This window comes from Nonomuraea sp. NPDC049750 (assembly GCF_040659625.1).
Lineage (GTDB): Bacteria > Actinomycetota > Actinomycetes > Streptosporangiales > Streptosporangiaceae > Nonomuraea.
Map to the genome: position 1 here is coordinate 64,146 of NZ_JBFANB010000040.1, position 26,030 is coordinate 90,175.

At 68.4% G+C, this 26,030-nt stretch carries 29 protein-coding genes and 1 tRNA gene; 22 read left to right on the forward strand and 8 right to left on the reverse strand.

All coding sequences use genetic code 11. The features are described 5' to 3' along the window. Window positions 1-40 precede the first annotated feature (40 nt). Complete coding sequence (locus AB0J16_RS52710) at window positions 41-529, forward strand: helix-turn-helix domain-containing protein (RefSeq protein ID WP_358554708.1); 489 nt, start codon at window positions 41-43, stop codon at window positions 527-529. 20 nt (window positions 530-549) lie between these two features. On the opposite strand, the gene AB0J16_RS52715 is transcribed toward AB0J16_RS52710, so the two are convergent. Further along, a complete protein-coding gene (locus tag AB0J16_RS52715; RefSeq protein ID WP_358554710.1) occupies window positions 550-1,101 on the reverse strand; it encodes a TetR/AcrR family transcriptional regulator in 552 nt (183 codons plus the stop codon). Window positions 1,102-1,178: 77 nt separating this feature from the next. On the opposite strand from AB0J16_RS52715, the gene AB0J16_RS52720 reads away from it, so the two are divergent. Then, on the forward strand, window positions 1,179-2,408 hold the full coding sequence (locus tag AB0J16_RS52720) for an FAD-dependent monooxygenase (RefSeq protein WP_358554713.1): 1,230 nt from the start codon (window positions 1,179-1,181) through the stop codon (window positions 2,406-2,408). Window positions 2,409-2,522: 114 nt separating this feature from the next. Here AB0J16_RS52720 and AB0J16_RS52725 read toward each other — a convergent pair whose 3' ends face one another. From AB0J16_RS52725 to AB0J16_RS52735, 3 genes are all read right to left on the reverse strand, one after another. After that, on the reverse strand, window positions 2,523-3,419 hold the full coding sequence (locus tag AB0J16_RS52725; protein WP_358554716.1) for a hypothetical protein: 897 nt from the start codon (window positions 3,417-3,419) through the stop codon (window positions 2,523-2,525). A 114-nt stretch (window positions 3,420-3,533) separates the two neighbouring features. Further along, complete coding sequence (locus AB0J16_RS52730; protein WP_358554719.1) at window positions 3,534-4,145, reverse strand: TetR/AcrR family transcriptional regulator C-terminal domain-containing protein; 612 nt, start codon at window positions 4,143-4,145, stop codon at window positions 3,534-3,536. Further along, window positions 4,142-4,576, reverse strand: a complete 435-nt coding sequence (locus AB0J16_RS52735; RefSeq protein WP_358554722.1) for a hypothetical protein — start codon at window positions 4,574-4,576, stop codon at window positions 4,142-4,144. The genes AB0J16_RS52730 and AB0J16_RS52735 overlap by 4 nt, the downstream gene beginning before the upstream one ends. A gap of 110 nt (window positions 4,577-4,686) precedes the next feature. Here AB0J16_RS52735 and AB0J16_RS52740 point away from each other — a divergent pair, with 110 nt between their 5' ends. The 4 genes from AB0J16_RS52740 to AB0J16_RS52755 all read left to right on the forward strand — a co-directional run bounded on the left by AB0J16_RS52740 (window position 4,687) and on the right by AB0J16_RS52755 (window position 8,411). Next, on the forward strand, window positions 4,687-5,229 hold the full coding sequence (locus AB0J16_RS52740) for an RNA 2'-phosphotransferase (protein ID WP_358554805.1): 543 nt from the start codon (window positions 4,687-4,689) through the stop codon (window positions 5,227-5,229). Window positions 5,230-5,305: 76 nt separating this feature from the next. Next, the gene (locus AB0J16_RS52745) at window positions 5,306-6,781 is read left to right on the forward strand and encodes a serine hydrolase domain-containing protein (protein ID WP_358554725.1); all 1,476 of its coding nucleotides are present in this window, start codon (window positions 5,306-5,308) and stop codon (window positions 6,779-6,781) included. After that, window positions 6,778-7,764 (forward strand): histidine kinase, encoded by a 987-nt coding sequence (locus AB0J16_RS52750; protein ID WP_358554728.1) that lies wholly within the window; start codon window positions 6,778-6,780, stop codon window positions 7,762-7,764. The genes AB0J16_RS52745 and AB0J16_RS52750 overlap by 4 nt, the downstream gene beginning before the upstream one ends. Beyond that, entirely contained in the window at window positions 7,761-8,411 is a 651-nt protein-coding gene (locus AB0J16_RS52755; protein ID WP_358554731.1) for a response regulator transcription factor, read from the forward strand. The genes AB0J16_RS52750 and AB0J16_RS52755 overlap by 4 nt, the downstream gene beginning before the upstream one ends. Here AB0J16_RS52755 and AB0J16_RS52760 read toward each other — a convergent pair. Then, window positions 8,400-8,873 (reverse strand): Lrp/AsnC family transcriptional regulator, encoded by a 474-nt coding sequence (locus AB0J16_RS52760; protein ID WP_358554734.1) that lies wholly within the window; start codon window positions 8,871-8,873, stop codon window positions 8,400-8,402. The two genes, AB0J16_RS52755 and AB0J16_RS52760, sit on opposite strands and share 12 nt — an antisense overlap. Window positions 8,874-8,953: 80 nt before the next feature. Between AB0J16_RS52760 and AB0J16_RS52765 the strand changes: the two genes are divergently transcribed. The 5 genes from AB0J16_RS52765 to AB0J16_RS52785 all read left to right on the forward strand — a co-directional run bounded on the left by AB0J16_RS52765 (window position 8,954) and on the right by AB0J16_RS52785 (window position 15,377). Continuing rightward, window positions 8,954-10,129, forward strand: coding sequence for an amino acid permease (locus AB0J16_RS52765; RefSeq protein ID WP_358554737.1), 1,176 nt, complete (start codon window positions 8,954-8,956; stop codon window positions 10,127-10,129). Window positions 10,130-10,217: 88 nt separating this feature from the next. Next, complete coding sequence (locus AB0J16_RS52770) at window positions 10,218-12,080, forward strand: acyl-CoA dehydrogenase family protein (protein WP_358554740.1); 1,863 nt, start codon at window positions 10,218-10,220, stop codon at window positions 12,078-12,080. A 186-nt stretch (window positions 12,081-12,266) separates the two neighbouring features. Then, on the forward strand, window positions 12,267-13,538 hold the full coding sequence (locus tag AB0J16_RS52775; protein WP_358554807.1) for an extracellular solute-binding protein: 1,272 nt from the start codon (window positions 12,267-12,269) through the stop codon (window positions 13,536-13,538). 70 nt (window positions 13,539-13,608) lie between these two features. After that, window positions 13,609-14,493 (forward strand): sugar ABC transporter permease, encoded by an 885-nt coding sequence (locus AB0J16_RS52780; RefSeq protein ID WP_358554743.1) that lies wholly within the window; start codon window positions 13,609-13,611, stop codon window positions 14,491-14,493. After that, window positions 14,493-15,377, forward strand: coding sequence for a carbohydrate ABC transporter permease (locus AB0J16_RS52785; protein ID WP_358554746.1), 885 nt, complete (start codon window positions 14,493-14,495; stop codon window positions 15,375-15,377). The genes AB0J16_RS52780 and AB0J16_RS52785 overlap by 1 nt, the downstream gene beginning before the upstream one ends. 250 nt (window positions 15,378-15,627) lie before the next feature. Here AB0J16_RS52785 and AB0J16_RS52790 read toward each other — a convergent pair whose 3' ends face one another. Then, window positions 15,628-16,362 carry a class I SAM-dependent methyltransferase gene (locus tag AB0J16_RS52790; protein ID WP_358554749.1) on the reverse strand — a complete coding sequence of 245 codons (735 nt, stop codon included), beginning with the start codon at window positions 16,360-16,362 and terminating at the stop codon, window positions 15,628-15,630. A 108-nt stretch (window positions 16,363-16,470) separates the two neighbouring features. On the opposite strand from AB0J16_RS52790, the gene AB0J16_RS52795 reads away from it, so the two are divergent. Together AB0J16_RS52795 and AB0J16_RS52800 are read left to right on the forward strand one after the other, a co-directional pair. Then, window positions 16,471-17,028, forward strand: a complete 558-nt coding sequence (locus AB0J16_RS52795) for an RNA polymerase sigma factor (RefSeq protein WP_358554752.1) — start codon at window positions 16,471-16,473, stop codon at window positions 17,026-17,028. Further along, a complete protein-coding gene (locus tag AB0J16_RS52800) occupies window positions 17,015-17,908 on the forward strand; it encodes a hypothetical protein (protein WP_358554755.1) in 894 nt (297 codons plus the stop codon). Before AB0J16_RS52795 ends, AB0J16_RS52800 begins: the two co-directional genes overlap by 14 nt. 17 nt (window positions 17,909-17,925) lie before the next feature. Here AB0J16_RS52800 and AB0J16_RS52805 read toward each other — a convergent pair whose 3' ends face one another. Further along, a complete protein-coding gene (locus AB0J16_RS52805; RefSeq protein WP_358554758.1) occupies window positions 17,926-18,945 on the reverse strand; it encodes an adenosine deaminase in 1,020 nt (339 codons plus the stop codon). A 68-nt stretch (window positions 18,946-19,013) separates the two neighbouring features. Between AB0J16_RS52805 and AB0J16_RS52810 the strand changes: the two genes are divergently transcribed. Genes AB0J16_RS52810 through AB0J16_RS52825 form a run of 4 tightly spaced genes read left to right on the forward strand, consistent with a single transcriptional unit; the run spans window position 19,014 to window position 21,605 of the window. Next, a complete protein-coding gene (locus AB0J16_RS52810) occupies window positions 19,014-19,514 on the forward strand; it encodes a SigE family RNA polymerase sigma factor (RefSeq protein WP_358554761.1) in 501 nt (166 codons plus the stop codon). Next, on the forward strand, window positions 19,511-20,413 hold the full coding sequence (locus AB0J16_RS52815) for a PASTA domain-containing protein (RefSeq protein WP_358554764.1): 903 nt from the start codon (window positions 19,511-19,513) through the stop codon (window positions 20,411-20,413). Before AB0J16_RS52810 ends, AB0J16_RS52815 begins: the two co-directional genes overlap by 4 nt. A 41-nt stretch (window positions 20,414-20,454) precedes the next feature. After that, the gene (locus tag AB0J16_RS52820) at window positions 20,455-21,081 is read left to right on the forward strand and encodes a hypothetical protein (protein WP_358554767.1); all 627 of its coding nucleotides are present in this window, start codon (window positions 20,455-20,457) and stop codon (window positions 21,079-21,081) included. 41 nt (window positions 21,082-21,122) lie between these two features. Beyond that, window positions 21,123-21,605, forward strand: coding sequence for a hypothetical protein (locus AB0J16_RS52825; RefSeq protein ID WP_358554770.1), 483 nt, complete (start codon window positions 21,123-21,125; stop codon window positions 21,603-21,605). Between the two features lie 82 nt (window positions 21,606-21,687). On the opposite strand, the gene AB0J16_RS52830 is transcribed toward AB0J16_RS52825, so the two are convergent. After that, complete coding sequence (locus tag AB0J16_RS52830; protein WP_358554773.1) at window positions 21,688-22,896, reverse strand: pyridoxal phosphate-dependent aminotransferase; 1,209 nt, start codon at window positions 22,894-22,896, stop codon at window positions 21,688-21,690. A gap of 158 nt (window positions 22,897-23,054) precedes the next feature. Between AB0J16_RS52830 and AB0J16_RS52835 the strand changes: the two genes are divergently transcribed. The 5 genes from AB0J16_RS52835 to rplA all read left to right on the forward strand — a co-directional run bounded on the left by AB0J16_RS52835 (window position 23,055) and on the right by rplA (window position 25,721). Next, window positions 23,055-23,127 (forward strand) — tRNA-Trp (locus AB0J16_RS52835). 73 nt (window positions 23,128-23,200) lie between these two features. Then, window positions 23,201-23,446, forward strand: coding sequence for a preprotein translocase subunit SecE (gene secE / locus AB0J16_RS52840; RefSeq protein WP_357962191.1), 246 nt, complete (start codon window positions 23,201-23,203; stop codon window positions 23,444-23,446). A gap of 66 nt (window positions 23,447-23,512) precedes the next feature. Next, complete coding sequence (nusG, locus tag AB0J16_RS52845; protein ID WP_357962188.1) at window positions 23,513-24,295, forward strand: transcription termination/antitermination protein NusG; 783 nt, start codon at window positions 23,513-23,515, stop codon at window positions 24,293-24,295. 142 nt (window positions 24,296-24,437) lie between these two features. Then, a complete protein-coding gene (rplK, locus tag AB0J16_RS52850; protein WP_358554776.1) occupies window positions 24,438-24,869 on the forward strand; it encodes a 50S ribosomal protein L11 in 432 nt (143 codons plus the stop codon). Between the two features lie 132 nt (window positions 24,870-25,001). Next, window positions 25,002-25,721: a 50S ribosomal protein L1 gene (gene rplA, locus AB0J16_RS52855; RefSeq protein WP_358554779.1), complete on the forward strand. Its 720-nt coding sequence runs from the start codon at window positions 25,002-25,004 to the stop codon at window positions 25,719-25,721. Window positions 25,722-26,030 lie beyond the last annotated feature (309 nt).

Consider the following 26,030-nt stretch of genomic DNA (forward strand, 5'->3'; position numbering starts at 1 on the left):
TAATGCCTGGTGATGGTAGATTGCAAGCACTATGGGCGAAGTGCATGAGCCGCGGTCGGGGTGCCCGATCAACGCCACCGTCGAGGTGTTCGGTGATCGCTGGAGCCTGCTCGTCCTCCGCGACATCGTCTTCGGAGACCGCCGCTACTTCCGGGAGCTGCAGGCCGGCTCACAAGAGGGGATCGCGTCGAATATTCTCGCTGACCGGCTCAAGCGACTCGTCGAGCTGGGATTGCTCACCCGTGAGGACGCGCGAGCCGGCCAGCGGGCGCGCTACAGCCTGACCGAACCCGCGATCCAACTCGTACCAGTGTTCGCGCAGCTCGGCAGCTGGGGGCTGCGCCACCGGCCCACGAGCCGCGCGCTGCGCGTTCGCGCCGAGCTGCTCGAACAAGGCGGCCCCGCGCTCTGGGAAGAGTTCATGGACGAGCTTCGCCACACGCACCTTGGCGCCGAATCCCCGGCGCGATCACCGAGCGTTCGCGAGCGCCTGAACGCGGCCTACCTCGCTGCGATCAACTCCTCATAGCTGCCAGGCGGCCGACTTCGTCAGGCCTCGTGCTGCGGCGAGATGCCCAGGGCCGCGCAGGCGCCGTCCACGGCCGCCCGGCGGAGCTCGTCCTTCGGTACGTCGGTGAACTGGATCGTGCAGTCCTGGAGGCCGCCGAAGGCGATCACGGCCCGGGTGGCCTGCTCGAGCGTGGGTTCGGGGCCGTGCACCAGCTTCGTCAGCCGCCTGCGCCAGTCCAGCACGAGGTCGATCAGGCCCAGGTCCGCGAGCGTGGTCAGCTCGCTGAGCATGAGCACCATCGCTTCGCGGTGGCGGTGGTGGAAGTCGAAGTAGCCCTCCAGCAGGGCGCGGGGGTCGACCTCGTCCAGTGCCTCCTGGCCCGTCAGGAACGCCTCTTCCTCGTCCATGATCGGCTGCACGATGCTGCGGACCAGGTCCTCGCGTGAGGAGAAGTGGTAGTAGAGCGCCGGCTTGGTGATGCCCAGCTGGTCGGCGATCTCCTGAAGGCTGGTCCGCTGCACGCCTTTCTGGGCGAAGAGGTCGCGGGCGACGTCCTGGATCCGCTGCTTGGTGTCAGAGGGACGAGGCATGCCGTAAGTCTATCTGACTTAATGATAGGTAAGTAGCCATGTTACGCTTACTTATCGTTAAGAAAGGAAGCGTGCTCATGCGGATTCTCATCTCCGGTGCCAGCGTTTCCGGGCCGGTGCTGGCGTACTGGCTCACCAGGCACGGCTTCTCCGTCACCGTCGTCGAGCGTGCGCCGACTCTGCGCAAGACCGGTGGTCACGCGGTCGACCTGTTCCGGCCCGCGATGAACATCTCGGAGAAGATGGGCGTGCTCCCGCGTGTCGAAGAGCGGGCCACCGGCGCGAATCGGATGACCGCGTACGGAGAGGGCGCGCGGCGTCCCGTACGGGTGGAGCTCTCCAAGATCTTCGGCGCCGCCGAAGGCCGGCACGTCGAGATCATGCGTGACGACCTGAGCGAGATCTACTACGACGCCACGCGCGACGACGTCGAGTACATCTTCGGCGACTCGATCACCGCGATCTCGCCCGACGGCGAGGTGCGGTTCGAGAACGCCGCGCCGCGCCGTTTCGACCTCGTCGTCGGCGCGGACGGACTGCACTCCAACGTGCGCCGCCTCGTCTTCGGCGACGAGTCCCGCTTCAGCGCCTTCATCGGGGCCTATCTCGGAGTGCTGACCCTGCCCAACGCCGCCGACCTCGACGGCGAGCTCCTCATGCACGTCGGCGTCGGCCGCACCGCCGGCATGTACGGCGCGCGGCACCTCGGCGAGGCGCGGGCGATGTTCCTTTTCCGGAGCGAGCGCGAGCTCGACTACTCCCGCCGCGACGTGCCCCGGCAGAAGGAGCTGCTGCGCGGCGCGTTCAGGGGCCTGCACGCCGACGTCGACCGCTGGCTGGCCGAGCTCGACCGCACCCAGGCGTTCTACTTCGACTCGATCACCCAGCTCCACATGGACACCTGGTCGCGGGGGAGGGTGACGCTCGTCGGCGACGCGGGCTACTGCCCCGGCCCCGCCGTCGGCGGCAGCACCAGCCTGGCCGTCGTCGGCGCGTACGTCCTCGCCGGGGAGCTGGCGCGGGCGGGCGGTGACCACGAGCGCGCCTTCCCCGCCTACGAGCGCGCGATGGCGGAGCACGTACGCGGCAGCCGCGCCGTCGCACTGAGTGCGGCGAAGACTCTGGTCCCCACGTCCCGCCTCGGCGTGCGGGGACTGGTCCAGGGCCTTCGCCTGATCTCCGCCCTGCCCGCAGGGCCCAGCCGCGCCCTCGTCCGCCTCACCACCAAGAGCGCCCGCCTCTACAACTCCATGATCGTTGACGACTACCCGGTGTCGCCCAGCCGGGTCGACCTGGAAAATCACTGAAGGTCGTTTTCGATTTGTGTGCGGCGCGCGGCGCAACCGATCTATTCGCGCGTTTCGTGCGGGCCCGTCGCTCTACGGCGAGCCCCGCCGCCGTGGTCGCTCTTTTGGATGCTGTCAGCCCGGTTCGTTGAACAGGTCTTGGAGGGTCTGGGTGGTGGCCGCGCGGGTGACCCAGGTTTCGAGTTGGGCAAGGTCTGTGCAGGTGGTGATCTGGGTGCGAATGTCGTCGGGGACGGTGAAGCCGCGGGCGGCCAGCACGAGCAGCACCAATCTGGCGGCCTCTTCCGCTTTACCCTCTGTCCTGCCCTCTGCTTTGCCTTCCGTCTTGCCGCGGCCGAAGTGTTCGCGGGCGAAGGGGCTGTAGACCGGCCATTTGGTGGACGCGGACTTCATGATCTCCTCCATGAGGTGGCGGATCTCGGGCGTCGACATGTCGTAAGCGTATTCATAGTAATCCGGAGCGTGTTCGTCGGTCACGCCCGCCAGCGCGGCGGCGAACGCCTCGATGACCTTGCGGTCGCGTCCGTGGACCATGACCGACATGGCGGCGAGGTGCGGGTGGGCGGCGGCCTCGTGGGGGTCGGTGATGGCCGGGATGTCGTCCGGTCCCAGCACCCAGGGCCGCAGGCGGTAGCCGGTCAGCCCGGACTCGATCGGCTGCGCGTAGTGGGTGGCGACGTTGCGATCGGGGCAGATGACCAGGACCGAGACGTCACAGCCCAGCATGAGCCACAGGGCGGCGGCGTAGCGGGCGAGCTGCCGGGGATCCTTGGACTTGTCCTGCTGGATCTCCACGATGATGGCGTGGGCGGGCGTTTGTGGTGGGCCCAGCACGAGGACCAGGTCGGCCTCGATGTCGTCGGAAGGGCGGGGGTTGAAGGTGCTCGTCTCCCGCCGGATCAGCGGAGTGGCGGGCAGGTCCGCCCCCAGGAAGTCACGCAGGATCTCCACCGCCAGTTGAGGGCGGTCGGCGAACAGCTTGATGAGGGTGTCATGTCGGGGGGACGGCATGAAACTCATTGTTACATCACGAGCACGTAAAGTGATGGCTATTCGCATGCCTTCGGGCATGGCCCCCTGTCCGGGTCCTGCCGTGACATGCATACAGTTGGCGCAAGCGCGTGGTCAACGCCCTCGGTCGAGTCCTCCCTCGAAACCCGACACCATGGCTCGCAACCCCGCCTCGAACCACTGGTCATAAAACGCCACCGCGGTCTCCGCCGGTGGTTCAGGGGTGTTGGTGTCCGGTGGGGTGCCGACCTGGGCCAAAGCATGGCCCAGGACATAGACCGCTACCGACTGGATCGCGGTGAGTGCGTCCTGGCGTGGGATCCCTGCTACCTCGAAGCGGTTCAGCAGCCCGGCCAGCAGTTCCAGGCCCAGGTCGATGTCCACCGGGTGGGTGGCCAGCAAGGGTACGGCGTGCGGATGGCCGAGCAGCATCCGCCGGTAGGAACCCGCGAACCGGGCCAGCGCCTCGGGCCACGGCGTGTCGGCGTCAAGGTCGATCACCGCCTCGGCGAACAGGTGGTCGACCACTGCGGCGAGCACCGCGTCCCGGTTCGGCAGGTGACGATACAGGGACATGGCCGCTACCCCGAGCTGGGTGCCGAGGCGGCGCATGGTGAGCGCGTCGAGCCCCTCGGCGTCCAGTACCTCGATGGCCGCGGCCACGATCCGTTCGCGGGTCAGGACGGCTGGACGTCCCCTGCCGCGCCGGGGTGCGGGCTCGTTCATCCGGTCAGCGTAGCGATCAGCGTGGTGGCCAGCATGAGCAGGGACAGAGCGCCCACCACCAGGTGCTGAACATCTACCACCACGTCATGTCCCTCGGTCGGCAGGATCTTGAGCGTACGGCTGTACTCGCGCTGGTACGTCTCCCGCTGCGCGGCGGTGCCGGTGCCGAAGTAGGGGAGCCACCAGTTCCACAGGTGTCCGCCGACTATGACGACGCAGAGTGCGGTGGCGGCGAGCAACGACCAGGTTCGGTGCAGTGCGACCCCGGCCGCGATCAGTAACGGGAACGGGTAGTTGATGCACGCCGCGAGCACGCGCTGTCCGATGTTGCCGGGCCGGAGGTCGTTCAACGGGAACATCGGCACCCACTCGGTCACGACGAGCCAGCCGAGCCAGACGAACGGGACGATGATCGCGATGGTGGTGGTCATGGTGCCGGCCTCCTGATTGATTTTGAGTACGTTGTAAGCTTACGTCGTACACAAAATCAACCGCAATAGGGTTGCCGGGGATCGGGCCGCTGCGACATCCTCGGAAGATGATTGACGATCGGCGTATGGTGCGGATCTCCAAATACCTGTCCAAGCACCTGCGTCACGAGCCCGAGCGGATCGGGATCGAGCTGGACGAACGCGGCTGGGTGGACGTCGATGTCCTCCTCCGGGCCGCCGCCTCCCATGGGTTCCCGATCGACCCGGCTGATCTGCACCGGGTAGTGGCAGGCAACGACAAGCAGCGGTTCGCCCTTGAGAACGGCAGGATCCGGGCGAACCAGGGGCATTCCATCGAGGTGGATCTGGACCTGCCGGTGGCGACGCCGCCCGCGTACCTGTACCACGGCACGGTGGCGAGGAGCCTGCCCGCGATCCGGGCCGAGGGGCTGCGGCCGATGAACCGCCACCACGTCCACCTGTCGCCCGACCGCGAGACGGGGACGCGGGTGGGGGCGCGGCGGGGCAGGCCGGTGGTCCTGCCGGTGGACGCCGGGGCGATGCACGAGGCGGGACACGAGTTCCGGGTCAGCGCCAACGGGGTCTGGCTCGTGGACGAAGTGCCGCCGACCTATCTCCAATTCCCGGACTGACGTCAGACTTTCGTCAGGGGTGGTCCTGGACGGTCGGCGGATCTTTTCCGGGCCGCAGATTTCTACCGTCGTCACCATGAAACGCAAGCTCATCGGCGTCCTTGCGACGACAACAGCGCTGACCCTCGCCCTGACCGCGCCCGCCGCCGGCTCGACTGCAGGAGCGGCGCCGACCCCGGCCGCCATCGACGCCTACCTCACCAAGGTCGTGGAGTCCACCGGGCTGCCGGGCATGTCCGTCGTGGTCACCCACAACGACCAAGTGATCCACGCCGCCGGCTACGGCCAAGGCTCCGACGGCAAGCCCGTCACCGCCGACACCCCCATGCGCGTCGCCTCCGTCAGCAAGTCGTTCACCGCCATGGCCGTGATGACGCTGGTCGACGCGGGCAAGATCAAGCTGGACGGATCGGTCGCCGAGCAGCTGCCCGGCTTCCAGCTGGCGGACCCGCGCGCCACGGCGATCACCGTACGTCAGCTGCTCGACCAGACCTCCGGCCTGTCCGACACCACCCTCGACATCAACACCCTGGAGGAGACCACCTCCCTCGCCCAGTACGTGGACCGGCTCAAGACCGGCGCGCTCGCCACCGACCCCGGCACCCACTGGGCGTACTGCAACGCCAACTACGACCTGGCCGCCCGCCTGGTCGAGGTCGCGAGCGGCCAGAGCTTCGACGACTACCTGAAGCAGCACGTCTTCGCCCCGCTCGGCATGACCCACAGCGCCCTGCGGAGTGAGGTGGTCCGTCCGTCGGACGGCTACAACTCGGTGTTCGGCGCCTGGCTGGCGCGGCCCGAACTGCCCGGGTTCCTCGACGGCAGCGGCTCCGGCGGGGTCATCACCACCGCCGCCGACATGGGCGCCTGGCTGATCAACCAGAACGGGAAGGGCAAACCGCTCGTCACCTCCCAAAGCCTGCGGACCATGCACACCCCGTCCAAGGTCAGCGACTACGGCATGGGCTGGAGCCGCGACAGCGACACCAAGCTGCTCGTGCACTCCGGCAACCTGTTCACCTACACCGCCGTCGAGGCGATCTCCCCGGAGACCGGCTACGGCTTCGCGGTCATGACCAACAGCGCGTCCCTCACCGACGACACGTACGCCGTCGCCACGGGTCTGTTCGCGATGACCCAGGGGCGGACGCCGGAGCTGCCCGGTGGCGGGCGGCAGACGTTCGAGCTGGTGCTGGGCCTCATCGGGCTGGCCGCCATCGGGCTGGGCGTCCTGGGCGTGTGGCGGTCACGGCGCTGGGCGGCCGGGCGGGCGGGACGTCCCGGGTGGCGGGTCGCGCTGCGGATGGTGCCGGTGCTGCTGCCGGTCGTGGTGCTGGCGGCGTATCCGGACCTGATCTCGTTCATCTCGAACGGGCGGACGATCACCTGGGCCCAGCTCACCTACTTCCCCGTACCGTTGACGATCACCCTGGCGGTCGCGGCGCTGGCGGGGGTGGCCACGACGGCGATGCGGATCGTCCGGCTGCGGGAGCTCAAGGCTGACACGACTCCGCAGGTCATCCCGTCTGAGTCGATAAGGTCTGGTAGGTGAGAAACGGCGCGATTCTGGCGGTGGTCGCGGGGATCAGCCTGGTCAACGGGCTGTACCTCGACCACATTCCGACCTGGCGGCAGTTGCTGTTCGCGGTCGTCGCCGTGCTCGCCTACCTGCACGGCAGGCATCTTCCGGTACGCCGGGACTGGCTGGTCCTGGGCGCGGTCGCGATACCCGGTGTCGTGGAGCTGGGGGTGAGCCTCTGGGACGGGGTGGGCGCGCTGATGGCCATGGCGCTGTTCGCGGTGCTGCCCTGGCTGGCGGGGCGCTTCCGGCGGCAGCAGGCGGAGCTGGTCGAGGCAGGGCGGCAGCGGGTCGGTCAGTTGGAGCGGGAGCAGCAGTACACCGCCGAGCGCGTCAAACTGCATGAACGCGCCCGCATCGCCGCCGACATGCACGATTCGCTCGGGCACGAGCTGGCGCTGATCGCGCTGCGGGCCGGGGCCCTGGAGCTGGCGGCCGACATGAGCGAGACGAACCGGGAGGCGGCCGCCCAGCTGCGGGCCTCGGCGGTCACGGCCACCGACCGGCTGCGCCGTACCATCGGGGTGCTGCGGGACTCGGGCGGCGCCCCCACGGACCCACCGGACGAGTCGATAGAGACGCTGGTCGAACGGGCCACGCGGGCCGGCATGGCGGTGACCTTGCGCCGCGACGAGCGCTCGGCGGTCCTGCCGCCGCTGCTGGACCGGGCCGCGCATCGGGTGACGCAGGAGTCCCTGACCAACGCCGCCCGGTACGCACCCGGCGCCGAGGTCCGTGTCACCATCGAGCGCCGCGCCGACATGGTCGCCGTCACGGTCGCCAACGCACCCTCGCTCACCGAACCGCAGTCCACAGGTGGCGGTGGGACCGGGCTGGCGAGCCTGCGCGAACGCGTACGGCTGCTGGGCGGCACGCTGGAGGCCGGCCCGCATAAAACGGGATTCACCGTGACGGCCCGGCTGCCATGGCCGAAAGACACAGGGGAGAGCGGATGATCCGGGTGCTGCTGGCCGACGACGAGCCCATGGTCCGGGCCGGGGTGAAGTCGATCCTGGCCACCGACGCGGGCATCGGGATCGTCGCCGAGGCCGCCGACGGCAGGGAGGCCGTCGAGCTGGCCCTGGCGCACCGCCCGGACGTGGCGATGCTCGACATCCGCATGCCCCGCCTCGACGGACTGTCCGCCGCCGCCGAGTTGCGCGCCGCGCTTCCGGAGGTGGCGGTGGTCATGCTGACCACGTTCGACGAACGCGAGTACGTCGCCAGGGCGCTCGCGGAAGGCGCGGCCGGCTTCCTGCTCAAGGCCGCCGACCCGCGCGAGTTGATCATCGGCGTCCGGGCGGTCGCGGGCGGCGCGGCGTACCTGTCACCGCGCATCGCCCACCAGGTGATCGCCGAGCTGAACGACGGCAGGCTCACCCGGAACACCACCGCCCGCAAGCGGACCGAATCCCTCACGCCCCGCGAACGCGAGGTGCTGGCCCTCGTCGGCCGCGGCCTGTCCAACCAGGACATCGGCCGCGAGCTGTTCGTGTCGGAAGGCACGGTCAAGGCCCACGTCAGCGCCATCCTCCTGCGTCTGGAGGTGAACAACCGGGTCCAGGCCGCGATCATGGCCTATGAGGCGGGGCTAATGAGCTGACTCGTCGTACGGCAGCAGGCTCGGCGCGCTGTTGTGCACCTGCTGGAAGATGACCGACGTACGGAACCCGGCAATCTCCCGCCGCTTGCTGAGCCGGTCGAGCAGGAACGCGTGCAGGTGGTCCAGGTCCTGGACCGCCACGTGCAGCAGGAAGTCGTCCCCGCCCGCCAGGACGAACACGCTCAGCACCTCCGGCTGCTCGGCCGCCGACTGCTTGAACGTCTCGATGACGGTCCTGCTCAGCGGGCGGACCTGGACCGAGACGAGCGCCTGGACACTGCGGTTCAGTGCCGCCGGGGCGATGTCGGCGTGGTAGCCGCGGATGACGCCGCGCCGGGTGAGGGCGCGGACGCGTTCCAGACAGGTGGAGGGGGCGACGCCCAGCTGTCTGGCCAGTTCCCGGTTCGATTGCCGCGCATCCGTTTGAAGAAGTCGAATGATTCCCGAATCAAGTTCATCCACGGCGGCATTATCTCCAGAGAACCGATCAAACGTTCGCCAGAAGGCAGTGAGCACCACGCGTCCGGCTACTTTCGGCTGATATGTCGGAACAAACGAAAGGCCGCCTGAGTGCCGGTCAGGGCACGGCGATGCTGCTGGGCGGAGTACTCGGACCGGGCATGCTGGTGCTGCCCCAACTGGCCGCCGAGGCCGCGGGCCCGGCGTCGATCCTGGCCTGGGTCGGCCTGCTGGCGTTGAGCGCACCGGTGGCGATCACCTTCGCCACGCTCGGCACCCACTACCCGAACGGCGGCGGCGTGGCCGCCTTCACCGGTCTCGCGTTCGGTGGGCGGGCCGCCGCGGTGGTCGGCTGGTGGTTCTACGGCGCCGTCCCCATCGGCATCGTGGCCGGCGCGCAGGTGGGCGCGGTCTATGTGGCCAACACCCTGGGCGTGGACAAGACCGTCGCCGCCGCCACCCTGCTCGCCGCCGCCTTCCTCGCCAACGTCGCGGGCCTGCGCACCTCGGGACGGCTGCAGGTGGCCATGGTGCTCCTGCTGATCGCGCTCCTCGCGACGGCCGTCGGCACCGCCGCGCCGCACGCCAGCGCCGCCAACTTCACCCCGTTCGCCCCGTACGGCATGGCGGGCGTGATCTCCGCGGCCGGAGTGCTCTTCTTCGCCTTCGTCGGCTGGGAGGCCGCCACCCACCTGTCGGCGGAGATCACCGACATCAGGAGGGCCACCACGGTGACCCTGATCGTGATCTCCGTCCTCTACCTGAGCGTCTCCATCACCTCGATCGCCGTCTTGGGCCGGGCGGCACCGCTGTCCGCCCTGCTGGAGACCGGGATCGGCGCCGCGGCCGGCCCCATCATCACTACGGCGGCCATCGCCCTCACCTTCGGCGCCATCAACACCTACATAGCCGGCGCCGCCCGCCTGGGCGTGTCCATGGCCGGGAGCGGATCCCTGCCGCGCTGGTTCGAAAACGGCGGAACCCCTTACCGCAGCCTGGCCCTCCTGGCGGCCCTGACCGCCCTGATCATGCTGCTGCCGGCAGACCTGGACACCCTCATGAGAGCCACCTCGGCCTGCCTGGCCGCGGTGACCACGGCGGGCGTGGCGGCGGCCGTCCGCATTCTGCCGCCGGGCAGGCCGCGCAACACGGCCATCGCGGCAACCGCCCTGTCATGCATAGCCCTGGCCTGCTGCGGCACATATCTAGCAATACCGGCGGCACTGTCGCTGATAGCCCTGCTGGCGGCAAAGCCGTAACGACTGGGGGTGCGGCGGGTGGCGGGGAACCCGTGCTTGTCGTACAAGAAAGGGAAAGAGACCCCTCACCGACCGGAAGAGGGACGCGATGACCGACTACGCAAAGGCGAGAGAGCTCGGCGAGCAGGCCCGGGAGAAGGAGTGGACCCGCCCGAGCTTCGCCAAGCAGCTGTTCCTGGGCGACCTCCGTCTCGACCTGGTCTACCCGGCCCCCACGCTGGCCGAGGAGGCGGCCAAGCGCGGGGAGGACTTCGTCAGGGCCGTCCGGCGCTACCTCGACGCGCACGTCGATCCCGCCGAGATCGAGCGGACCGCGCAGGTGCCCGACGAGGTGGTCAAAGGGCTTGGCGAGCTCGGGGCGTTCGGGATCACGATCAGCGAGGAGTACGGCGGGCTCGGCCTGCCCTACCTGTACTACTGCCGCGCGCTCATGCTCGTCGGGTCGTACTGCCCGGCGCTGGCGACGCTGCTGTCGGCGCATCAGTCGATCGGGGTGCCGCAGCCGCTCAAGCTGTTCGGCACCGAGGAGCAGAAGCGGGAGTACCTGCCGAGGTGCGCGCGCGGCGAGGTGTCGGCGTTCCTGCTGACGGAGCCGGACGTGGGCTCCGACCCGGCGCGGCTGTCCACGACCGCCGTAAGGGACGGCGACGACTACGTGCTCGACGGCGTCAAGCTGTGGACGACGAACGGCGTGGTCGCCGACCTGCTCGTGGTCATGGCCCGTACCGGCAAGAAGATCAGCGCGTTCGTGGTCGAGGCCGACTCGCCCGGCATCACGGTGAAGAGGCGCAACGCCTTCATGGGGCTTCGGGGCATCGAGAACGGCGTCACCGAGTTCGCACAGGTCAGAGTGCCCGCCAAGAATCTCATCGGGCGTGAGGGCGAAGGGCTGAAGATCGCCCTCACCACGCTCAACACCGGGCGCCTGTCGTTGCCCGCCACCTGCGCGGGCAACGCCAAGTGGGCGGTGAAGATCGCCCGTGAGTGGGGCAACGCCCGCGTGCAGTGGGGGCGCAAGGTCGGCGAGCACGAGGCCGTCGCCACGAAGATCGCCTTCATCGCGGCCACCGCGTACGCCCTGGAGGCCGTCTGCGAGCTGACCAGCCGCATGGCCGACGACCAGCGCAACGACATCAGGATCGAGGCCGCGCTGGCCAAGCTCTACGCCTCCGAGCTGTCCTACCAGGTGCTCGACGAGCTGCTCCAGATCAGGGGCGGTCGCGGCTACGAGACCGCCGAGTCGCTGGCCGCGCGGGGCGAGCGCGGGGTCCCGGTCGAGCAGATGCTGCGCGACTCGCGGATCAACCGGATCTTCGAGGGCTCCTCCGAGATCATGCGGCTGCTGATCACCCGCGAGGCGGTCGACGCCCACCTGTCGGCGGCCGGGGAGCTCATCAACCCCGACGCCTCCAGGAAGGAACGCGCGCAGGCGCTGCGGCAGGCCGGCCGCTTCTACGCCCGCTGGCTGCCGACGCTGGTCGCGGGCAGCGGCAATCTGCCCGCCGCATACGCCGACTTCGGGCCGCTGGCGGCTCACCTGCGTTTCGTCGAGCGGACCAGCAGGAAGCTGGCTCGGTCCACCTTCTACGGGATGTCCCGCTGGCAGGGGCGGCTCGAACACAAGCAGTCCTTCCTCGGCCGGATCGTCGACATCGGGGCCGAGCTGTTCGCCATCACCGCGGTCTGCGTCAAGGCCGAGGAGGACGCCCGTGACCTGGGCCGCCGGCCGTACGAGCTGGCGGACACGTTCTGCCATCAGGCGCGGCGGCGGGCGGAGGCGCTGTTCGCCAAACTCTGGGACAACAGCGACACCCAGGACACCCGGCTGGCCCGCTACGTGCTCGACGGCCGTTACACCTTCGTCGAGGAGGGCATTCTCGACCCGTCCATCGAAGGGCCGTGGATCGGATCGCCGCAGGGCGGGGAGAGCGTGCGGAGAAAGATCCTCTGACGGGCGGTCTAGACCGGCTGTGAGGTTTCTGGCGTCCTAGTGTTTTCAAACCGAGACCAACCGGTATAGACCAGACCAAGAATTGAGGCTTACTCTGACGCAAACGCGTTGAGCTGTGACTCACGCACCGGCCGCTGGTACGGACCAGCGAGACCCGTCCGATGAGAAGGCGGTACTTCGGTGAACATGAAACTTGTGGGCGGTGCGGCTCTCGGCCTGGCAACCGTGCTGGTCCTGTCCAGCTGTGGCTCAGGAGGAGACACCGGCACGGCCGGTGCGGGCGACCAGAAGTCCTCGGCCGGCGGCCCGGTGACGCTCAAGATGGTCGCCGCCGACTACGGTGACGGCCCCGGCAAGCCGAACTCCGGTGAGACGTTCTGGAAGGGCGTCGTGGACGAGTTCCAGGCGGCCAACCCGAACATCAAGGTCGAGGTCCAGGTCATCAACTGGAACGACATCGACAAGCAGGTCGCCACCATGGTCCAGAACGGCCAGGTGCCCGACATCCTGCAGACCGGCGACTACTCCGGCTTCGTCAAGGACCAGCTCCTCTACAAGGTCGACGAGGTCCTGTCGCCGAACGTCTCCAGCGACATGCTGCAGAAGTTCGCCGACTTCGGCAAGGTCGACGGTGCCGCGTACGGCATCCCGTTCGTCTCCTCCGCCCGCGCCCTGTTCTACAACAAGGACCTGTTCCAGAAGGCCGGCATCGCCGAGCCGCCCAAGACCTGGGACGAGCTCAAGGCCGACGCCGAGAAGCTGAAGAAGGCCGGCGTCAGCCAGCCCTTCGGCCTGCCGCTCGGACAGGAGGAGGCGCAGGCCGAGTCCTTCCTGTGGATGCTCGGCAACGGCGGCGGCTACAAGGACGCCTCCGGCAAGTGGGCGATCAACTCCCCGCAGAACGTCGAGACGTTCAACTACGTGAAGGGCCTGGTCAACGCCGGTCTGACCACTCCGAACCCGGGCACCAAGGACCGCAAGACGGTCTGGGAGGACTTCGGCGCCGGCAAGGTCGGCATGGTCAACGGCGGCCCGATGTCCATCCCCATCTTCGACGCGGCCGGGCTGAAGAACTACGGCGTCGCGCCGATCCCCGGCAAGTCCGGCCCGCTCGACACCACGCTCGGCGTCATGGACTGGATCATGGCGTTCAACAAGAACGGCCACGCCGCCGAGATCAAGAAGTTCTTCGACTTCTTCTACACCGGCAGTGCCGCGCAGAAGATCAGCGACACCTACAAGCTGCTGCCCGTGACCAACGGCGGCATCCAGAAGCTGTCGGGCGACGAGAAGCTCAAGCCGTTCCTCGACGCGCTGCCCAACGCCAGCTTCTACCCGTTCCAGGACCCGAAGTGGGCCGAGGTGAACCCGCAGATCAAGCAGACCATCGGCGGGGCCGTCAAGGACGACCCGGCCAAGGTGCTCGGCGAGCTCCAGAAGACCGCCGACGCCGGCTGATCAGTCGGGGGCCCGTACGGCCGGCGCTTCGCGTCCAGAGCGCCGGCCGTACCGTTACGGAAGGTTCCGCATGAAAAGGTTCCGCATCCTGGAGCCCCTGGCCTGGGTCGGGCCCGCTGTTGTGCTGATCGCGGTGGTCGTGCTCTGGCCGGTCTACGAGATGATCCGCTCGTCATTCCTGAAGATCAGCCGGTTCGGCGTGGTCCAGGGCGGCAACGGCGTGGCGAACTACGAGAAGCTGTTCGGTGAGAAGGACTTCGCGGACATCATGGTCCGCAGCGTGATCTGGGTGGTCGCGGTCGTCGCCCTCACCGTGCTGATCTCGCTGGCCCTGGCCCAGCTGTTCAACCAGCGCTTCCCCGGCCGCAAGATCGCCCGCTGGGCGCTGATCGCGCCGTGGGCGGCCTCGGTGCTGATGACGGCGATCATCTTCAAGTGGATGCTCGACCCGGAGGTCGGCGTCATCAACCAGATCAGGCTCAAGCTCGGCCTGATCGACGCGATGGGCGGCGCCTCGGCCGACCAGCTCGGCGACGCCTCGACGGCGATGCCGTGGCTGGTGTTCGTGGCGGTGTTCGTGTCGGTGCCGTTCACCACGTACGCGCTGCTGGCCGGTCTGGCGACGATCCCCACCGACGTCTACGAGGCGGCCAAGATGGACGGCGCCACCCGGCTGCGGACGTACTGGTCGATCACGCTTCCGCTGCTGCGGCCCGCCCTCACCGTCGCCGCGCTGATCAATGTCATGAACGTCTTCAACAGCTTCCCGATCATCTGGGCCATGACGCACGGCCAGCCCGGATACTCGACGGCGACCTCGACGATCCTGATGTTCATCCTCAAGGGCTCCAACATCGGCGAGTCCGCCGCCATGTCAGTCGTCAACTTCGGCATGGTGATCATCCTGACCGCGATCTTCCTCAGGGTGTCCCGCTGGAACAAGGAGGTGGCGTGATGGCCGTCAAGACGGCGCCGGCGCTGTCCACCCACCACCACGCCAAGCCGCCCCGCCCCGCCTCGCGCGGCCTGCCCAGGCTCAAGACGGTGATCGTCGCGGGCAGCGCGTACGTGATCGCGTTCATCTTCCTGTTCCCGTACCTGGTGATGCTGCTGACCTCGCTGCGCCCCCAGGAGACGCTGCGCGACGTGACGTTCTTCCCGTCGCAGTGGGAGTGGTCGAACCTGACCAACTTCTGGACCAGCGGCCTGGCCGGCAACCTCATGGTCACGCTCAAGGTGGCGGCGGGTTCCACCATTCTGGTGCTGCTGGTGGCGCTGCCGGCCGCGTACTACTCGGCCAGGCACAACTTCAGGGGACGCACGGCGTTCCTGATCCTGGTGCTGATCACCCAGATGTTCCAGCCGACGGCCATGCTGGTCGGCATCTACCGCGAGTTCTTCCAGTTCGGGCTGGTGGACTCGATCTGGTCGCTGATCCTGGTCAACGGCGGGTTCAACCTGGCGTTCGCGGTGTGGATCCTGAACGCGTACTTCTCCTCGATCCCGCGTGAGTTGGAGGAGGCGGCGTTCATCGACGGCAACGGGCGGTTCGGGGCGTTGTTCCGGATCACGCTGCCGCTGGCCATGCCCGGGGTCATCACCGCGCTGATCTTCACCTTCATCGCCGCGTGGAACGAGTTCGTGGTGGCGTTGACGCTGACCACGACACCGGCGAACCAGCCGCTGACGGTGGCGCTGAACTCGTTCATCGGCCAATACCAGGTGGACTGGCAGAACCTCTTCGCCGGCTCGGTGATCGCCACCATCCCAGTGATCATCCTCTTCGCTCTGATCGAGCGAAAGGTGGTGGGAGGTCTGACGGCGGGCTCCATCAAATAGCCGGCCGCAACAGCCATCCCCGCCCGGGTCCCTCCTCCACCGGCCCGGGCCCCTCAGCCGCCCCGCACGCCGGTGGCGGCTGAGGCGGTTCTCAGGCCCCAGCCACGACGGACCGTCTTCTTCTTCTCGCCCGAAGGGGCCTCAGCCACGACGGACCGCCTTTGTCCGCTCCCCCGAAGGGGGTATCCCGCTAAAAGGACCCCAGCCACAACGGACCGTCACACCGATTGAGACAGACGCCTCACTGACGCTAGGCAGGCACCCGAGCGACGCAGAAGACCGTCTGACCGAAGGGCGGCCGGATGAAGCGCTCGATGAGGCGCGTGGCCGGAACTACCGTCCGGTCGTAGATCTTCACGAGTCGCGGATCCGGATAGCCCACGCCACCCCGGCGGACGGCGGCCCACCAGGCGATGCCGCCCAGGAAGTTGATCGGCTTCAGCACCTCGGGCTCCAGCCCCGCCTTGGCGACCGTCGCGCCCAGGGTCTTGGGGGTGTAGCGCTGGACGTGCCCGACCTTGCGGTCGAAGTCTCCATAAAGCTGCATGTAGCCGGGCACCCAGATGATGATCCGGCCGCCGGGCTGCGTGACCCGAGCCAGCGAACGCAGCGCCTCGGCGTCCTCTTCGATGTGCTCCAGGACGTTCATCATGATGACCGTGTCGACCTTGTCCTCAAGCGGGATCTCGGTCGGCAGGCCGAACTGCAGCACGTTGATGTCGTCGCGCCCCTCGAAGCGCTTGCGGAGCTGCTCGACGCAGTAGGGGTCGAAGTCGCTCACCACGAGCCGGTCGAGGCGCGGCAGGAACTGCTCGGCGAAGTGGCCCAGCCCGGACCCGATCTCCAGCATCGAACGGCCGACATGCGGGGCGACCATGTCGAACTCGTACTGCCGATAGTTCTTGGCCTCGTCCCCACCTAGGTGGTTCTCCAGGGCCTCGTCACCGGCCGCCGGTTGTACTACACGGTCATACCCAGAAGACATAGTGCCGTTCCTTCGAAGGGCTCATGGATTTGTGCGAGTCTAATGCCCCAGCAGCGCCGATGGTCACCTCATGGGTCAAACGCCCTTCCCTAGACCCCCTGTGATGCGGTGAAATCTGACTCGTTCATGGACGACGACGAGGCCATCAGCCGCTCCCTCGCCGGTGACCTGACCGCCTACGAGGCGCTGGTCGCCCGCTACAGCGCGCTCGCCCACCGCACCGCCGCCATGCTCGGGGCGGGGGACGAGGCAGAGGACGTGGTGCAGGAGGCGTTCGTCAAGGCGTTCAGGCACCTGTCGACCTTCCGCAGGGACGCCCCTTTCCGGCCGTGGCTGCTGCGGATCGTGGCCAACGAGACGCACAACCTGACCCGATCGCGCGGGCGCAGATCCGAGCTCACCGTACGGCTCAGCGCCATGGCCGACCTCAAGGCCCCCGACGACCCCGAGGGTTCGGCCGTCGCCACGGACCGGCGCGCCCGGCTGCTGGAGGCGGTACGCCACCTGCCGGAGCGGGAACGCCAGGCCGTCGTCTGCCGGTACTTCTTACAGCTGACGGAGGCGGAAACCGCCCAGGTGCTCGACTGGCCGCTCGGCACCGTCAAATCCAGCACCCATCGCGGCCTCGCGCGGCTCAGGGAGGAGGTGGGCAATGAGCTCGCATGACCCGTTCGACGACCTGGCCGCCGAACTCACGGCCCTCGCCGACTTCCTCGACGTCCCCAACCCACCACCGAGCGACGTGGCATCAGCCGTCCGCGCCCGCCTGGAGCCCACCCCCGAAACGCCCGCGACGCCCGAAACGCCCGCGGTGCCCGCGATCCCCGCGACGCCCGAAACGCCTGCGACGCCCGAGGCGGCCCCTGAGGCGCCCGGTGTGCCCGGTGCGCCCGACACCAGGCGGCATCCCCCGGCGCCGGGTCGGCGGGACGATGAGCGGCGGCCTCCGGCGCGACGCAGGCGGCGGGCAAGATGGCAGATCGTGACAGCCATCGTCGTGGCCGTCATAGCCATCACCGCCGCCACCCCGCAGGGCCGGGCCGCCGTGCGCGCGATCCTCCACTACGCGGGCATCGAGCTACGCCTGGGCGAGTCCACCCCCGAGCCGGTCACCACCCCCACGCCCCTGCCGGGCGAGCACGCGGTGGCCCCGGCGGACCTGGCCACCCAGGTGAAGTTCCCCATCAAGACCCCCACCGCGCTGGGCACCCCCGAGCGCGCCACGGTGAGCGACAACGGCCGCGTGGCGTCGATGTTCTGGCCGGGCGGCATCCGCCTGGACCAGTTCGACGGCACGCTCAGCCCGTACTTCTTCAAGAGCGTTGGCCCACCCTGGCCCGAGGACGTCCCGGTCGCGGGCGTCACCGCCTGGTGGCTCGGCGGCGAGCATCCGCTCGGCTATCTCAAGCGCGAGGACGGCACGTCGGTCCCCCTGCGCCAAGCCCAGCCCACCCTCATCTGGCAGTCCGGCACAGTCGGCTACCGCCTGGAAGGAGCCGGCACCAAGGAGCGCGCCGCCGAGATAGCCGCCACACTCCTTCGATAACCGCGCTGACAGCCGCCTCACTCCGGCAGGGTCAGCCAGTCGTCGATCTCCTTCAGGAATTCCTTGCGCACACCCTCGGGCGCCGTGGACGCCCTGATCGACTGCCGCGCCAACTCGGCGATCTCCTCATCACTGAAGCCGTAGACCTCCCGCGCCAGCTCGTACTGCCGCAACAACCGCGCCCCGAACAGCAACGGATCGTCGGCCCCCAGCGCGATCGGCACCCCCGCGTCGAACAGCCTGCGCAACGGCACGTCCGCCGCCCGCTCGGCGACGCCCAGGCCCACGTTCGAGGTCGGGCACACCTCGCAGCAGATCTGCCGTTCAGCCAGCCGCTCCATCAGCCACGGGTCCTCCGCCGCCCGTACCCCGTGCCCGACGCGATCCGCGTGCAGGTCGTCCACGCACTGCGCGACGCTGCGGGGCCCGAGCAGCTCACCCCCATGAGGTACGGCCAGCAGCCCCGCACGCTTGGCGATCCGGAAGGCCCGCTCGAACTCCCTGGCCGCGCCGCGCCGCTCGTCGTTCGACAACCCGAACCCGACGACCCCCTTGCCCTGGTATTGGACCGCGAGCCTGGCCAGCGTGTTCGCGTCGAGCGGGTGCTTGGTGCGGTTGGCCGCCACGACCACCGCGATCCCGATGTCCGCCAGTACGGCGGCCTGGGCGGCGGCGTCCAGCATGAGCTCCAGCGTCGCCGTCAACCCGCCGAACCGTGGCGCGAACCCCGACGGGTCCACCTGGATCTCCAGCCACCGTGACCCGGCCGCCGCCTCGTCCTCGGCCGTCTCCCGTACCAACCGGTAGACGTGCTCCGGCTGCCACAGCACCGACCTGGCGATGTCGTACAGTCGCTGGAACCTGAACCACCCACGCTCATCGGTCGCGCGCAGCTGGGGCGGCCAGTCCTGCTCCAGCGCGTCGGGCAGGTGCAGGCCCTGCTCGCGAGCCAGCTCGATCAGCGTCGAATGCCGCATCGAGCCGGTGAAGTGCAGGTGCAGGTGAGCCTTGGGCAGCTGGTCAAGCGGGCGTGGCATTTCCATATCTTGCCACTCAACCTGGATGCCCGTTCGTGCGTTGGGAGGGGCGAAAGGGGACCCCGCTCATGACGGATGAAGACGAAGCGGCATTCGACGAGTTCCTTGCCGCCCGCAGCACCTCGTTGTTACGCACCGCGATCCTGGTCTGCGGAGCCACCCACCACGACGCCGAGGACCTGGTCCAGCATGCTCTGGAGAAGGTCTACCGGCACTGGACCCGGATCCGGCACGACAACCCCGAGGCGTACGCGCGCAAGGTCCTCGTCAACGCGGCGATTAGCCGGGCTCGGCGGCGGCGCGTCGTGCAGGAGATCACGTTCGCCCGGCCGCCCGACACCGCCGCGAAATCGCCCGACCTGGACCTGCGCGACACGCTCATCGAGGAGCTGCGCAGACTGCCGCCGAAGATGCGCGCAGTAATCGTCCTGCGCTACTGGGAGGACCAGTCGGAGTCGGCCACCGCGTCGCTGCTCGGCTGCTCGCTCGGCACCGTGAAGAGCCAGTCGGCCCGGGGCCTCGCCAAGATCCGCGAACGCATGACCTTCGCAGAAGGAGCGATCCGATGAAGACCGAAGAAGAAGCCATCGCCGAGGCCATGGCCGCGCACGTCGCCGGCGTGCACGCCGGGCCGACGCTCGGCCGGGACGTGCGCCGCCGCCACCGCGCGCACGTGCTCAGATTCCGTACGGCCGGCGCCGCCCTGGTCACGGCCCTGGTCGCCGTGACCGTACCGGCACTGATCAACTCGGGGGAACCCCCCAAGACCCAGCACGCGGCCACCGGCCAGGACCGGGCCGTGATGGACTTGGTGACCGTCCCCAGTGTCGTCGACATGCCCGCCGCCAAGGCGGTCGCGACGCTGAAGCAGGCCGGACTGGTCGTCGAGGACCCGGAGACGGCCACCGAAAAGGGGCAGGTGCGCGCGCAGGCCCCGGCCGCCGGCCAGGAGGTGCAGAAGGGGACGAACGTGCAGCTCACCGTCGGCCCGGAGGTCTCGCTGCCGCAGGACCTCGGCGACCTGGGCGACGGCAGGAAGTTCGGCGGTATCCATGTCGGCTACCTGCCCGACGGGCTCGAATGGGGCAAGTGGTCGGGCAAGAACGGCTTCGGCAAGACGAGCTATACGACCACTTTTACGGAGCCCGGACAGGAAGAGGGCTTCTACGCCGTTCAGGTGGTCGTGTTCGCGGATGAGGCGAGCAAGCAGATCGCGCAGCAACTGGCGACGTACTCCAAGGACGGCGCCGAAATCCTCGACATCGCCGGCAAGCGGGCATACCTGGCAAAGATCACAGAAGGCGGCGAGGTCGACTCCGGGCCCGGCGACAGCACGACGAGCACCATTGGCTGGACGCTGCGCGAGGGGCTGGCGGTCGAGGTGTATATCAGCCCGGACTATGCGAAAAAGGTTGACGCGGCGGCCGAGTTGAAGAAGATCGCCGAAGGGATCGAACCCGTTAAGTGATCAGGTGGTACGGGTGAGATCAGACCGGGGATCTACCGTGCATGAAGCCTGAGGGCGGGACCGGCGGACAGGCGCTGCGCGCGATGCTGGCGTTTCTCGCACTTGGGGTCACCGTTTCGATCATCTATGGGTTGTTCTCCTCGGGATTCGGGCGCCTCCATCGCACGCCGGTGGGGGCGCCTGCGCCGCTTCAGGCTCCACCGGCTCCGGCGCAGGCGGGTCGGGCGGGGCCCGCTCGGGGCCGGACCGTCACCGCCGCCCTGGCGGCGCCCCGGATCGCCGTGGTCGCGCATGATTTCTGGCTCACCTACCTGCCCGCGGGGTTCGATCGCGCCGACGGGGGAGTGATCGAACCCGACCAGGGCGCCTGGGCCAGATTCACCCCTGAGAGGGGGACAGGCGCTCAGGACAGGTTCGTCGAGGTGCGGGTCGAGCACGGCGCCGCGGCGGCCGACTGGGCCACCTACCAGCGGCGGACGCCGCTACGGACGCCGAGGGAGACCACCATCCGCGGCAGACCCGCCCTGGTCGGCAGGCATCCCGGCGGCGGCCTGATGATCGTCTGGCTGGAGCGTACGGGCACCGGAGCCTGGATCAGGGTCAGCGAATCCCTGAGCGATGAACTGCTCCGTGTTGCCGCCTCGGTCAAGGCTCCTGTAGGAGACTAGGGGCCTTTTCTGCGGTTTCCACTCCAAGTCATGGGGGGTTGATGCGACGCCTGGCAGCGGTGTCCCTCGTGTTCGCGCTCACCGCGTGCGGCAGCGCCGCCACGCCGGAAGCCAACACAGCCACGCCGGAACCGAGCCGGGCGAGGTCGACGATCATCTCTCTGACCTGCGGGTCCGGGGATCTAGGCATCGGCCACCTGCCCGCGGGGGTGGAGCGCGCGGGCTCGTTCACGCGGGTCAAGTCACTGCGCGAGCGGCTCAAGGTGAAGGGCGTGCGGTGGCGCAAGAACGACGAGGAACTGCTCGTCGGCCTGGTGTGCGGGGTGCGGGGCGCCGAGCGGTTCGCGTCGCTGGTCAGCAGGTCGAGCTTGCGCGCGTACAACGGCAAGCCCGCCCTGCGCTGGCGTACGCGGGGCGGGCTGAGCAACTTCATGTGGCTGGAACGGCCGGGCACCGCGGTCTACATCGGCGCCACGCCCGGACTGGCCCGCGAGATCGAGCAGGTGGCAGAGGCGGTCGGCTGACGTCGGATCGGTCAGTCGGCTTCCGCGGTCGGCTGACGTCGGATCGGTCAGTCGGCCTCTGCGGTCGGCTGAGGTGGCGCGGTCAGTGGGCTTCCGCGAGGAGCTTGGCGAGGCGGCTGACGCCCTCTGCCAGGTCGTCGTCCCCCAGGGCGTACGAAAGGCGGAAATATCCGGGCGTCCCGAACGCCTCGCCCGGAACCACCGCCACCTCCGCCTCCTCCAGGATCAGCTCGGCCAGCTCGGCCGACGACTGCGGCCGCCGGCCGCGCAGCTCCTTGCCGATCAGCTCCTTGACCGAGGGGTAGGCGTAGAAGGCCCCCTTCGGCTCCGGGCAGAACACGCCCGGGATCTCGTTGAGCAGCCGCACCATCGCCTGCCGGCGCCGGTCGAACGCCTCGCGCATCTCCGCCACGGCCGACAGATCGCCGGAGACGGCGGCCAGAGCGGCCATCTGGGCCACGTTCGAGACATTGGACGTGGCGTGCGACTGGAGGTTCGTCGCGGCCTTGACCACGTCGGACGGACCGATCAGCCAGCCCACCCGCCAGCCCGTCATGGCGTACGTCTTGGCCACGCCGTTGACGATGACGACCCGGTCGGCCAGCTCGGGAACGGCCGTGGCGATGCTGGTGAACTCCGCTCCGCCGTACACGAGATGCTCGTAGATCTCGTCGGTGACCACCCAGAGGCCGTTGGCGGCGGCCCAGCGGCCGATCGCCTCCGTCTGCTCGCGCGAGTAGACGGCGCCCGTCGGGTTGGACGGCGAGACGAACAGCAGGACCTTGGTGCGCTCCGTGCGGGCCGCCTCAAGCTGTTCGACACTCGCGAGGTAGCCGGTCGTCTCGTCGGTGACGACGTCGACCTGAACACCACCGGCCAGCTTGATCGCCTCGGGGTAGGTCGTCCAGTACGGGGCCACGACCAGCACCTCGTCGCCCGGGTCGAGCAGCGTGGCGAACGCCTCATAGACGGCCTGCTTGCCCCCGTTGGTGACCAGGACCTGCGACGCCTCGACCTGGTAGCCCGAGTCGCGCCGCGTCTTGGCGGCGATCGCCTGCTTGAGCTCCGGCAGGCCGCCGGCCGGGGTGTACTTGTGGAAGCGGGGATCGCGCGCCGCCGTGACCGCCGCCTCGACGATGTAATCCGGTGTCGGGAAGTCGGGCTCTCCGGCGCCGAAGCCGATGACGGGGCGGCCGGCCGCCTTCATCGCCTTCGCCTTCGCGTCCACGGCCAGCGTGGCGGACTCGGAAATCGCGGAAATTCGGCTGGATATGCGAGGTCGGGTGGACATGGGTCCATGCTGCCACGCGGGCCGTGACCTGGGCGATCGGGTTTGGTTCGACGTAAAGGGCTTTCCCCCGATACACTTTCGCCTGGTCGTACCGCCGCATGTCGACGTGCGGTTCGGTCCAGGCAGTGAGCTGATCAGGGTAGTGTGGTTGGCGACATAGGGCACTGGCGCAATTGGTAGCGCACCGGTCTCCAAAACCGGCGGTTGGGGGTTCGAGTCCCTCGTGCCCTGCGAGTGCGGTCCGCGCAATGGCGTGTAAGCGCGCCGCATACTGCGTTGGATACGACAGATTCAGGTGAGGACTGTGGCGATCGACACGCGCGGCGAGACCGCAGGCAAGCCTAGTGGCGAGAAGAAGACCCGCACCTCGCCGGCCCTTTTCTACCGGCAGGTAGTCACCGAGCTGCGTAAGGTCATCTGGCCGACACGCAAGGATCTCATCACTTACACCACGGTCGTTCTGGTATTCGTTCTGATCATGGTTGCGATTGTGTACGGGCTCGACAGTGCGCTCGGCTGGGCCGTTCTCCGCGTCTTCGGCGGATCCTGATCCAGACACCGACGGCGTCACCCGTACGGAGTCGCCATTCGATTCGACGAAAGAGGAAAAGTCACCGTGTCCGAATCTTCAGTGCCGGCGAACGAGTCCCACGAGGAGTGGGACACCGAGCCGGAAGAGGCCGCTGAGGCCACTGAGGAGACCGTCGACGAGCTCGACGCCGACGTCGCGGACAGCGACGAGGGCGACGAGGACGAGGTCGCCGACGAGGCTCCCGCAGTCGACGAAGACGGTGACATCCTGCCTGACGTCGACCCGGTCGAGGAGTTCAAGCGCTCGCTCCGGGGCCAGCTCGGCGAGTGGTATGTGATCCACTCTTACGCCGGCTACGAAAACCGCGTGAAGTCCAACATCGAGAGCCGCAACGTGTCTCTCAACATGGAGGACTACATCTACCAGGTCGAGGTGCCGACGCACACCGTCCAGGAGTTCAAGAGCGGTAAGAAGGTGCCGGTCAAGGAGCGCGTGCTGCCCGGCTACGTGCTGGTGCGCATGGAGCTGACCGACGAGTCCTGGGCCGCCGTGCGTAACACGCCCGGTGTGACCGGCTTCGTGGGCCTGTCCAACAAGCCGAGCCCGCTCAACCTCGACGAGGTCGCCAAGCTGCTGGCGCCGGAGCCGACCGAGGAAGCCAAGAAGTCCTCGGCCAAGACCAGCACCGGCCCGACCGTCGAGTTCGAGATCGGCGAGTCCGTCACGGTCATGGACGGCCCGTTCGCCACCCTGCCCGCCTCGGTCAGCGAGATCAGCCCCGAGTCGCAGAAGCTCAAGGTGCTCGTCTCGATCTTCGGCCGCGAGACCCCGGTCGAGCTGTCGTTCAACCAGGTCTCGAAGATCTAAGACGATCACGTAAGCTGATACGTCGTCCCCATGCACGTGGGGGTGAACCCAGGAAAATCGCTGCGTTGGTGAGCGTCCACCTGGGCTGCTCCCCACGACCGTGGGGGCACACCACCAAATTGTCAGGACCCGGAGAAGGAACATGCCTCCAAAGAAGAAAGTGGCTGCCCTCGTAAAGGTGCAGTTGCCGGCCGGCCAGGCCACGCCCGCTCCGCCCGTCGGTACCGCGCTCGGTCCCCACGGCGTCAACATCATGGACTTCGTCAAGCAGTACAACGCTGCCACTGAGGCCCAGCGGGGCAACATCATCCCCGTTGAGATCACCATTTTCGAAGACCGCAGCTTCACCTTCATCACGAAGACGCCCCCGGCGCCCGAGCTGATCAAGAAGGCTCTGGGCCTCGACAAGGGCAGCGCGGTCCCGCACAAGGAGAAGGTCGGCAAGCTCAGCCGCGAGCAGCTTCGCAGCATCGCTGAGACCAAGATGCCCGACCTCAACGCCAACGACATCGCGGCGGCCGAGAAGATCATCGCCGGCACCGCCCGGTCCATGGGCATCACCGTCGCCGACTAACACTTCCCGATCCGCGGGAGGGCCGTTCCCTGGCCCGAACCGCGATCCGTGGGAGAGCCGGTTTCCCGGCTCGTACCCACACCGATCAGTGGGAGGGCCGGCATCCGGCCCGCACACCACAAGGAGACAGACATGAAGCGCAGCAAGGCGCACAAGGACGCGTCGGCCAAGGTCGACCACGACAAGCTCTACGCGCCCGTCGAGGGCGTGAAGCTGGCCAAGCAGACGTCCACCACCAAGTTCGACGCCACTGTCGAGGTGGCGCTGCGACTGGGCGTCGACCCTCGCAAGGCCGACCAGATCGTGCGCGGCACGGTCAACCTCCCGCACGGCACCGGCAAGACCGCCCGGGTCCTGGTCTTCGCGACCGGTGACCGTGCCGAGGCGGCCCGCGAGGCGGGCGCCGACATCATCGGCGCCGACGAGCTCATCGACGAGATCGCCAAGGGCAACCGGCTCAGCGAGTTCGACGCCGTCGTCGCCACCCCTGACCTCATGGGCAAGGTCGGCCGTCTGGGCCGCGTCCTCGGCCCGCGTGGCCTCATGCCCAACCCCAAGACCGGCACCGTGACGCCCGACGTCGCCAAGGCCGTGACGGAGATCAAGGGCGGCAAGATCGAGTTCCGTACGGACCGGCAGGCCAACCTGCACTTCATCATCGGCAAGACGTCGTTCGACGAGCGCCAGCTCATCGAGAACTACGCCGCCGCCCTTGACGAGGTGCTCCGTCTCAAGCCGTCGGCCGCCAAGGGTCGTTACCTGAAGAAGGTCACCTTCTCCACGACCATGGGCCCCGGCGTCCCGGTCGACCCCAACGCCACCCGCGGCCTCACCGCCGAGCTGGACGCGTAGCGAAAAAGCCACACTTCTGGCACTTCTTCGCACCACACAGCCCTCGCCGACTCCGGCGGGGGCTGTTGTGTGTTCGGGGTCGCATGCGCGTGCGGGGGTTGCTTTGCGCGGATAGCGGCTTACGGGCGCCCGCGTCGCAGCCCCGACCACAGACCTCGGCCACAGGCCGCCCGCCAGACCCCCGATCACAGAGCCCCGGGCGACTCCCGGTCACAGACCCCCGATCACAGAGCCCCGGGCGACTCCCGGTCACAGACCCCCGATCACAGAGCCCCGGGCGACTCCCGGTCACAGACCCCCGATCACAGG